The 10,906-nt window shown below is 57.2% G+C and carries 4 protein-coding genes; all 4 read right to left on the minus strand.

What is annotated here, in order from left to right; translation table 11 throughout:
• A partial coding sequence (locus RSSM_RS31905) for a right-handed parallel beta-helix repeat-containing protein (protein WP_160168170.1) occupies positions 1–6,471 on the minus strand: 6,471 nt, incomplete at its 3' end.
• A gap of 424 nt (positions 6,472–6,895) precedes the next feature.
• A complete protein-coding gene (locus RSSM_RS23760; protein WP_236621342.1) occupies positions 6,896–7,735 on the minus strand; it encodes a sialate O-acetylesterase in 840 nt (279 codons plus the stop codon).
• Between the two features lie 145 nt (positions 7,736–7,880).
• Positions 7,881–9,284, minus strand: a complete 1,404-nt coding sequence (locus tag RSSM_RS23765; RefSeq protein ID WP_236621343.1) for an alpha-L-fucosidase — start codon at positions 9,282–9,284, stop codon at positions 7,881–7,883.
• A gap of 939 nt (positions 9,285–10,223) precedes the next feature.
• Positions 10,224–10,906, minus strand: a 683-nt coding sequence (locus tag RSSM_RS23775) for a catalase (protein WP_044303480.1), incomplete at its 5' end; no start/stop codon positions are given.

A 10,906-nucleotide genomic window follows, 5' to 3' on the forward strand; every position in this document is an offset into this window, starting at 1 on the left:
GCCTCCGTCGTTAAAGATCCCGCCGCCACCCTGTGCGTCGTTCGCCGCGTTGGCTGAGTTGGCGGTGTTGTTGGAAACCGTTGTCCCATCGAGTGATAGGGTGCTGGCGCCGCCCAACCAGAGACCGCCGCCTTCTTGATCGGCGATGTTGTTTTGAACGCTTCCGCCGATAATCGTTATGGTGCTATCGACGCCTGCCGCGTGAAGACCACCGCCGTTGATGCCGGTGGTGTTGCCGTCGTTCGCGGTGGGGCCTCCGAGAGTGACGCCGGTAATTGTGACGTCGCCGCTGCTGTTCTCGATTCCACCGCCTGCCCGAGTGGCTTGGTTGGATTGAATGAGGGTGCTGTCGATTGTCACCGATCCACCCACTGTCATGACACCACCACCGTTGCCGTTGTTGGCGATGGCTGAGTTGATGCTAATGGTTGCGCCCGCAATATCGAGCGTACCGCCGTCGTTGAAGACTCCGCCACCGCCTTGGTTGTTGCCGCCGTTGTCGGACGAGACGGCTGTGTTTTCAGTAATGAGGCTGCCGTCGATGCGTAGGACGCTGTCGTTCCAAAGGCCACCTCCTTCTTCGGCGGCATTGTTGAGCCGGAAGTTGCCACCGGTGACCGTGACCACACTGCCGCCACCAGCGTGCAAGCCTCCACCGTCACGGCCGGATTCATTGGAAGTGACGGTTGTGTTCATGGCCGTTACGGTGCCGCCCACAGTCATGACTCCGCCACCGTTGCCGCGATTGGCGGTTGCCGCGTTGTCCACAATCGTGGTCTCGGTGAGGTTAAGCGTGCCGCCAATGTTGAACACACCGCCGCCGCCTTGATCGTTGTTCGTGTTGACGCCGGAGTTTGCCGTGTTGTCTAGGATATCGGTTTGGTTGACGGACATTTGCCCGGGACCGTTCCACAGCCCGCCACCCTCTTGTTCGGCGATGTTGTTCTGGACGATGCCTCCGATGAGTGTCGTGGTGCTCGCAGATCCGCTCGCATGCAGTCCGCCACCATTGATGCCGGCATGGTTGCCATCTGCAGGATCAGCACCGCCGAGCGTCACGTTGGTCAACATGACCTCGCCGTTATTGTTCTCGATACCGCCACCGGCACGAGCGGCTTGGTTGGATTGAATCGCGGTTTCGTCAATGGTGACCGTGCCACCGACAGTCATCACGCCTCCTCCGTTACCGCTATTGAGCAACGCGACGTTGCCGTGGATGGCGGCATCGCTGATGACCAGCGTTCCTCCGATGTTGAACACTCCACCGCCGCCTTGGTCGTTGTTCGTGTTGCCGAGCGACTCGGCTGTGTTGTTCAGAATTTGGGTGCCGTTGATCGTCATGACTCCGGTGCCGTTCCACAGGCCGCCGCCCTCATGGCCGGCAGTGTTGTTTTGGAACAGCCCTCCGGTGACGATCGTGATGCTGTTGTCGCCGCTCGCGTGCAGACCGCCGCCATTGATGGTTGCCGTGTTCCCGGACGCGGCAACAGGACCTCCGACGGTCTCGTTGGTGATTGTCACCGAACCGTTGTTGTTTTCGATCCCGCCCCCGGCACGTCCGGCGGCATTGGATTGGATGGAACTGTCGTCGATCGTGACGGTGCCGCCGACGGTCATCACGCCGCCACCGTTGCCGTTATTTGCGACGGCCACGTTCTCCGTAATCGTCGCACCGTTGATGTCCAAAGTTCCGCCGATGTTAAAAATGCCACCGCCGCCTTGGTCGTCGTTGGGGTTGTTCGATGAATTGGCGGTGTTCTGAAGGATCGTGGTGCCGTTGATCGTCAACGTGCCGTCCCCGATCCACAGTCCGCCGCCTTCTTGTGCGGCGATGTTGTTTTGAAACGAACCGTCGTTGATCGTTGTAACGCTGGTAACGCCAGATGCGTGCAGTCCACCGCCGTTGATACCGGCGGTGTTGGCATCCGATGGGTTTGCTCCGCCGACGAAGACATTGGTCAGCGTGACGGTTCCACCATTGTTTTCGATGCCGCCTCCGGCGCGAGTTGCTTCGTTGGTAGCCAAACTCAAATCAACGAGATTGACCGTTCCACCCATTGTCATAATCCCGCCACCGTTGCCGCTGCTCCCATCGGCCATGTTGCGATCGATAAAAGTGTCGGTTACATCGACGGTTCCTCCCGCGTTGAACACTCCACCACCGCCCTGGTCCACTGCATTTCCGCTGGCGGTGTTATCCGTGATATCACCGCCGGTGATCGTCATGGTTGCATCGGCACCATTGAACAGCCCGCCACCGTTTTGCGTTGCGGCATTGCCTCGTATGAGGGCTCCAGAAAGGACCGTCGCCGCGTTTCCGGAAGCGTAGATGGCACCACCGTGTTCGGATGCTGAATTTTGGTCCGTACCAACGCTGGAGGATCCAACAGCACTGCCGTTGAGGGTGACGGTGCCGCCAAGGTTCGCAATCCCACCGCCTGAACCACCTGCCTCGTTGCCGCGAATGTTGATGTTATTGAACGTGACGGTGCCACCGACGGTCATCACACCACCGCCGTTTCCTGAATTATCGATTGCTTGATTGAAACGAATGTCGGTGAGGTTTTCGATAAGCAACGTGCCACCGTTGTTGAAAATTCCACCACCGCCTTGGTCTTCGTTCACATTGGTTTCCGAGCGTGCGACGTTCGCTTCCACGATCACCGAATCGAGTGTCATTGTCCCGGCGCCGTTCCAGAATCCGCCACCTTCACTGGCGGCGGAGTTCCCAATGATGACACCATCTTTCATTTGGACATTGCCCGCGCCGGTCACGTGTAATCCGCCGCCGTTGCCCGGACCTGAAACCGCGCGGTTGCTGTAGAAGGAGACGTTGGTCAGCGTGGTCGGTCCCGAACCTGCGGCGATCTCGATACCACCGCCTGCTCGATTGGCATCGTTGTCACTGATCGTTGAATCCGTGATGGTCAGGATACCGTTGCTGAAGATTCCACCACCACTGCCTTGGGCGGTTGTCGCGGTGTTGAAGCTGATCAAACTATTCGCGTTGATGTTGAGCACCGCGCCATTGTTATAAATCCCGCCGCCACCTTCGTTCGGTGCGGTACCGCCGGTCGCGACGTTGTTCGAAATCGTGATTCCGCTGAGCGTTGCGGTTGTTGTCGCCAACGTGGAATTGTCAATCCGAACGCCGGCACCATTGTCGGCCGTGTTGCCTGAGATCGTCCCCCCGGTGACCGTGACGGTCTCGAACTCTTTGACCCACAATCCGCGACCTAGCGTATTGATCAGGTCCACGTTTGTCATCGTTAAAACATCGTTGTCCGAGTCGCCACCATCGACGATCAGTGACGCGGCGTAGTTCGCATCCAGAGCGTTCACGTTCAATGAGTCTACGCCACTGCCGGTGTTGACGGTCAGCGAGTTCGTTGGGTTGAGAAAATCGACGCTTTCACCGAGCGTGGAGTCGATGCGGCTGACTCCGGTAGCGTTGACCAGGTCGTCACCGAGAGTGATCGTTTCATCGCCGCCGGTGAAAGTGAAGATTCGATCGGCCGCGTTCAGGTTGTCAATGATCGGTTCCAAACCGGTGTAGGTCACCATCGATCCGTCGATGTCGATGGTTCCATCGTTCTCGTTCGCAAAAGTATGCTCAATCGTGTTGGCCGAACCGTTCTCCAGAATCACCGAGTCGCCTGTGGTGTCCTGGGCGTTTCCATTGAAGAAGAGTCCGCCAGCGGGAATGGGATTGCCGTTGGCAAAGTCGACCGTGAATGCATCGTCACCACTGTTGCCGTTGATCGTCAGTCGCGGAAGATCCGCCAATGGTTGGGACAGCACGGTGATTCCGTCGATAATAACGTCGGTGTTCTCGCCGTTGAGCGTCACGCGAACGGCGTTGTCATTGTCGTCTGCTTCGATCGTGAAATCGGTCACGTTGGCGAAACTGAACGCCTCAAAATTCTGATGCGTGATTGGCATCAAGCCATCCACCGTGAGAACGTTCTGGTTAAGATTCAACGCATTGCTGAGTGCGTCGACGTTCAGAGTATCTCCCGGCGCCGTTGTGGGGTCGTTGCCGCTGAGTTGCAGACGAGTTGTGGGGCTCGGCGAAACGTTGACTGTGTCATTGCCGAGTCCGCTGTCGACGAGAATCTCTTCCAACGAAGCGTTGAAAGTGACCGTTTCGTTCGATGCGTCGTCGCGAACGAGATTGTTTTGACCATCCACGGTCATTGAATCATCTGTCACTGCGAACATCAGCACAGCGTTGTCTTCCCCGTCGGCTGAATCGTCGATGGCGATACCGGTGCCGAGCTGCCCAAACGTCACGTTGTAGTCGTCGTCACCACCCACCCCGTCCAAAGAAAGCGGGCTGGCCAGCAACAGGCTCGTGGGATCGACGATGATCGAGTCGTCGTCACCTGCACCAGAAACGATATGCATCGCCGTTGCACTGGACCCGATGAGCGTTCCCAGGATGTTGATGGTTGTACCCGTTCCGGAATCCGCGTCGCCGACGTCGCCTGCGATTTGGATCGCCATGTCCGACTCGAGTATCGACGCTGGATCGATCTCGACGTCGTCTCCGGCAAGCAATTGAACGTCCCCGCCGGTGGCATTCACCGACACGTTCGCACCGATCATGATGTCTTCGCCGCTCGCAGTCGTGTCCGCAACCGATAGGATGATTGTTCCGGCGGTCGTAATCAAATTATCGGATACCGTCAGGCTTCCCGCTGTGTTGATCGTCATCGGGCCAGCGGCGCCCACAGAAAAACCGGTTCCGATCAAATCAACCAGCTCAAGAGCAACCGCGTTTTCGGTGATGATTCCGCCTGCGGCGACTTCGCCAGCCATGCGACTCACCGCTGTTTCGATGGGATCGGATGGCGTACCGAACGCGGTGAGGGCGATAACCTCGAGCGTCCCCGATCCGCGTCCGTCAATGTTCAGTGCGGATCCGCCGTCCGAATCGAAAATGGATGCCTCGCTGTTCAAAGACGTCGTCGCCGACGACCGGACCAGGCTCAGCGATATGTTCTCTGCCGCGTTTAACGTGACGTCGCCGGCCCATCCGTCGATAAAGGTCGAGGGCGACATGTCGATTGCGCCGACACCGCTGCCATTGTCGTCCGCAGTGAGTGAGACCGGAGCGGTGCTGCCCGCACCGGTGTCGATCGATCCCCCGGCATTCATCGTGATGTCGTTGTCGGCTGCGACGAGGACACGGCCGCCCGAACTCAGCACAGGGGCGTCGAGGACGATGTTACCTCCGGAAGGCAACGCGATCCCGGTTTCCAATTCGATGTTGCCGCCCGAGGAGGCGACCGTTTCGGAAACGATCAGGTCACCACCGACACTGTAAAGCTCGATCGGCCCGCCGGTAGTGCCCACGCCGTTGAGCCCGGTGACGCCACCGATCGTCAAGTCATTGGCACCCCAAACAAAGAATCCGCCTGGTCCCGCGGTTCCTTCCAAATTAGCAACGGAGAGATCCAGCCATCCTCCAATTCCCGATGCTCCGACCGCATCGATCGCTCTCAACACGGCGTCAGCGGCGGTCAAGTCGATCGTGTTCACGTTGTCGGTCGTGATGGAACCGGAGGTCGCTGTAATCAACGCCGATCCGGTCGTGACAAGATTGCCATCGACAAAGCGAACGTTGCCCGCCGTCAACGCTGCATCACCACTGCCCAGCGACGTCGTATTCGACTCCAGGCGGATCGCATCATCCGTTCCCGCGTCGACGATCAGGTCCGCATCAAACCCTGAGCCAACCCCTTGTAGCACCACGGTGTCTGAACCACCTCCGCCGCCTGACTCGGTATGGATGGTCAGGGTTTCGGTCGGGTTGTTAAACGTGGTGATCTCGCCCGCAGTGGAGTCAACGGTGGTTTGCCCCACACCTCCGTCGGTGACCGTGATCGTTTCACCGGCGGCGCCAAAGTTCAGTGTGACGTCGGTGGCGTTGACCGTCGATGTGATCGGTTCCAAACCGGTATAGGTGATTTGAAAATCGCCGAGCTGGACTGAACCGTCGTTTTCGTTGGCGAAGTTATACGTTGCCTCGGAGAACGTTCCGCCCAAAATGGACAGTGTGTCTCCCGGCGATCCGTTTTGAGAACCACCTTCAAACAGAATGTTGGCGGTCGGTGTGCCTGAGTCCAAGTCGACGGTCAGTCGATCGTTGCCACCAAGCGCGCTGACAATGATTGAACCGCTGAACAACGCGGCAGGGACCGTCACCGTTTGAGTGCCGGTACCGATGATCCCGGCGGTTTCATCGTTTTCAAAGGCACCGACTCCAAAGACACCTGTGCCAGCCAACGTGAACTGATAATTCGTTCCGTCAAAACGAATTGTCAGGTCATCGTCGGTATTGTCGCCCGATTCGGCGACGACCAAGTTGCCGTCATCATCGATCGAAATCGCAATGTCGATCGATGGCACGAGTCCGTTGGTGTCCCCATTTTCCTCCACCAAATTTGCCAAGTCGGATGCAAGCAAACGTCTCGCCTCGAGTGATTCGACGTTGCGAACGAGAAGCCGACGTGACCGACTTCGCCGCCTCCGTGAACGCTGACGTTCTTTCGCGGTTGAGTTGTGTTTTTTGGGAAGAGGGAGCCAAGCAGTTTTCAACCAGTCGCTCATGATCGGCGTCGCTTTTGTGCGTCGAAAGTAGTTGAATTGAGGAGAGTCTGTGCGGATTGCGCGGAGCCGCAGTCGCTCGGAATCAGGAGACTCGGGCAAGATGCAATATCACGCAGGGTTTCCTAGCTTAACAGAAAGACGGCCAGGAGGGTGGTTCCGAATATCTTAATTCGGGGGAGTCGGGCATTCCCGAATTCGCACGAAGATGCGACGCACTTCACCGGTTTTTAACGCGGTTTGGCGTTCTAGCAGAGGATGGTGTGAGAACAGCGGAAGAGGGCTACTGGTCGCCTTGAGCGGTCTCTCGCAACTGCCGATAGGCTTCGTAGAATCGGTTGCCTAGCTCGATCGCGGAGTCTCGGTTGAAGTGAGTGTTGTCCGCCTTGGGAAGCAATCCGTCGGATTTCACAAACGCTGCGTTGGGCAGTTCATTCGCCACCGCTTGATGAGCTTGGTCCACACGTTTTCGCGATTCGTTCCACGGGCGTTCTGGGAACTGGCCGAGTTGCCCGATCAAGATTACCGGATCGGATTGACATTCGTTGCGGAGGCGATTCAGCACACCGAGTAGATTTTCATGATATTGACGGGATCGTTTCGGCGTTGAATCTCCCTCGCCTTGATGCCACAAGATGCCTTTGATGGTGCCATGCTTTGCGGCGGCGCGAATGCGTTCAACAGCATCATCGTACGGGTGTGTTTGGGTCGATTGATGAAATCCACCTGGTTCCCAACACTCGATGGGTGACCCCCCAACGGCGCAGGGGATCAGTCCGATGGTGATATCGGGGGATGCCTCCGCGAGACGGATTCCAAAGGCACGCCCCGGTCCCACCCCAGCGATTTTGGGTTTATCAAAATGCATCGGATCGACCGCGGGACGCCACTCTCCGTCGGCCGTCCACATCAGCACGCGTTGATGAGGTTCGCGATCGAGATCCGTTACCTCACCGCGGCCCGCCATATTGGATTGCCCTGCCAAGACGAAGAGATGGAAAGAGTCTTTGGCAGGGAGTTCGACTGTGGAGGCGTTTGGCTCGGCGTTCTGTTCGGCGGCACAAATTTGTGCACAGAAGAGCAATCCGAGTGCGACGAAAAATCGGTTCAGCATTGAGGTCATGAATGCGTCGGGCGATCCAGCGAGTCACGGTTGTGGTCCGCACTCCCTGTATCACAACACACGTGCGAGTAATCGGCGGGAGTGTACAAACAACCTATCGAGAACGGTTCTATCGTGACGCTCATTGTAACCGATTACCGATGCTCTATTGTTCTTCGCCGTGAACGATTACCTCGGCGATGCCCAGCACCGTCTTTTTACTGATTGCTTTGATGCGAACCCGTCGACCGGTGACTCCTTCGGAGGGGAGTTCAACGACGAGAAGGTTGCTCGGCGTGTTGTTTTCGGCTTCGGGAAGCCGTTCGATACGCTGTGTCCAAACGATCTGTCCGCTCTCGTTATACACCTGAACCGCGACAGGAAACGGGGGCTTCGCATTCTTGTCTGAGCGGAAGTACACCTGGATCTCGTCAATTCGACAATCGCGTTGAAGGTTGACTTCCCACCACGGTGACATTTCCTCGTGGGTCAATGCGACCTGTTCCATTTCGGCGTTGGATTCCGTGACACCGTCGACGGCGATCTCGGCGCGAGGGCGTGCTCGGAAGTCCAGCACAGGGTCTTGGGTGCTCGACTGCGTGGCGGGACGGTAGAAGGCAAGGTTCTTCGATACGTCGTATTGGAAGCCCCAGTTGTCGCCGGCTTCCTTCAGGTCAGCGGGCTTTTCCCACGCATCGGCGACTTCGGCGAGTCGCTGCACAATGTTGTCGTCGAGTCGTCCGTTGGGGCCGGGCGAAATGTTGAGAACGTAGACGGAGTTGTGTGAGTTGTAGCTGTCGAGTTGTTTGAGCAAGTATTCTTTCGACTTGGGTTTGCGGTAGCGTGGAATGTCGTCCCACCACCAATCGCCTTGCGATGTATCCGATGCCGCCGAAGGTCGCATGTAGTCGGGATGGTAAGGGTAGGCTCGGCCGGCCGCGTCGGCGAAGGGCACGTCCGCGTGAGCGAGATTCGATTCGTAAGTGTGACTCACGATCAAACAGTCCGGCTGGATCGCCTTCACGGTGTCGTAAAGCTGTTTGTACTGAATGTCATCAAAGTCCGGCAGCGTCGGCCATGTATTCCAACCGTCGAAATTCATGTAGTCGATCGGTCCGTAGTTCGTTAGCAACTCGGTGAGCTGTCCCTTCATGAACTCAATCTTTTCCTGAGTGACCGTTCCGTTATTGATCCCGTGGTGGTAGTCCAAGATTGAGTAGTAGATGCCAACCTTCAAGCCGCGGCGACGAAACTCTTTCACAAACTCGCCGACGACATCGGTTTTGACAGGAGACGAAGCGACGTCATAGTCGGTCAGTTTGCTGTCCCACAAACAAAAGCCGCCATGGTGTTTGGAGGTCAGCCATCCGCCGGCCATCTTGCTGTCGATGCAGGTTTGCGCCCACTGCTCGACATCCAAACCAGATGGGTTCCACCATTCGACGGGTTCCTTGCCCGATGCGCGTCCGGAGTGCTTTTCTTCGTTCACATTTTTGAACGTGCACATGTTGTAATGGAAGTAGGCCTGGTACCGAGTGTTGACGAAATCCAGTAGTTGGTCGGTCGACAACTGCTGTCCATGCGCAGTCGAAACGGCGTTTGTTGAGAAAAACGCCAAGGTCAGAAGAAAGCAGACTGCGGTTTTGCAAACGGTCCGGGCAGGTGACGTCTGCGGAGAGGCGTGTGGTGTTGAACCGAGTGGAGGTGCAGGACGAGAGTGGTGACGCATGGGAAGTCTCCTGGAACCTGGATGGTGTGGGGCAGGCGGGAAAAGCAAATCGCTCGAAAGATTGCGTCAACTCACTTGCCCGGTATTCGCCGAGGCGTGCTTGGTTGACATGCGATTTGCGGAGGGAGGCCGCAAGTTAGCTGGCGCGATTCGGGATGTCAAACACGACGCGAAGTCTATGGAATCGCACCGTGTAATGTGTGGTGTGACCCGTTTTTCCGAAGGGCTTCTGTTATGAAAGCCCAAGTGAAATCTATAGCACGCGATCGGGGCCTAAGGAGATGCTGTGTTGGTGAGAGATTGCTTAACAAGAGCACGTTGAATTTAGACGTATTCAACCCCTGTAGTTGGATGTCGCCAGCATCCAGGCCACCGAAGTCTGACGACATCGGCTACATCGTTTTTTGAGACGCACTCGGCTGTCCGAGGGTTGCTCTCGTTGGATGTGACTGCAGTGAGTCAATGTTCCATCCGAGGCGGTCTCATGTCGGTTCGGTGCAGCGGAATGGTTGCCCGCGTGGCTGTTTGTTGGACGCAGTCGCATCGTTCGCGACTGGATTGCTGCAGCTAAAAGATCGAGGAGAAGTCGTAGCGAACGTTGCCAAGATTTTCGACGATCAACGCGGCCTGTCGAAACTCTTGGCAAGTTTCGCTACTCGAAAATTTGGCCGTCGCAGGCCCCTCGAACCTATCAGCCGATTGGTGTTCGTCGCGGTTGTCAAGGGACAACCGAGGTAAACGCCCGTCGGCTAAACGGTTGATCGGGGCTAGCGAATGGGCTTACTCTTGCACGCCTTTGGCGATTCGATCACCGATGGATTGATCGATGTTGCGCCAGTACTCGATCGCTCGTTTGAGAACGGGTTCGGTCACGTCTTGTTTGAGGTGTCCGACCACGTTGGAGACGAGACGGTCTCGCGCGTCATCGTCCAGCACCTCACGAACGAGAGTGCCTGCTTGTCCCCAGTCATCATCGTCTTTTCGCAGCGTGTAGGCGGAGCGAACGAATTCGCCGTCGGCGGACCAAGTCGCGGACTCGGGGTAGCGTTGCGGGTCGGCCTGAGGTCCACCTTTTGAGTTGGGCGCGTAGACCGGATCCGTCACGTTATCGACTCGCAACGCGCCGTCCTTGCTGTAGCTGTGCACGGGGCATTGGGGACGATTGACCGGGATCTGTTTGTAGTTCACGCCCATCCGTGCGCGGTGGGCGTCCGCGTAGGCGAACATTCGGCCGAGTAACATTTTGTCTGGGCTCGGCCCGATCCCGGGCACCATGTTGTTCGGTTCGAAGGCCGCTTGTTCGATCTCGGTATGGAAGTCGGTCGGGTTTCGGTTGAGCGTCAGCTTGCCAACTTCGTGCAGCGGATAGTCCGAATGCGGCCAAATTTTCGTGAGGTCGAACGGATTGAACCGATACGTCTTCGCATCCTCGAACGGCATGATTTGGACTTTCAGCGTCCAAC

Source organism: Aporhodopirellula sallentina SM41, assembly GCF_000346505.1.
Lineage (GTDB): Bacteria > Planctomycetota > Planctomycetia > Pirellulales > Pirellulaceae > Rhodopirellula > Rhodopirellula sallentina.

What these genes read in the sequence shown, in the direction of transcription:
- RSSM_RS23760 (WP_236621342.1), bottom strand. Translation starts at nt 7,735, where the DNA reads ATGACCTCAATGCTGAACCGATTTTTCGTCGCACTCGGATTGCTCTTC.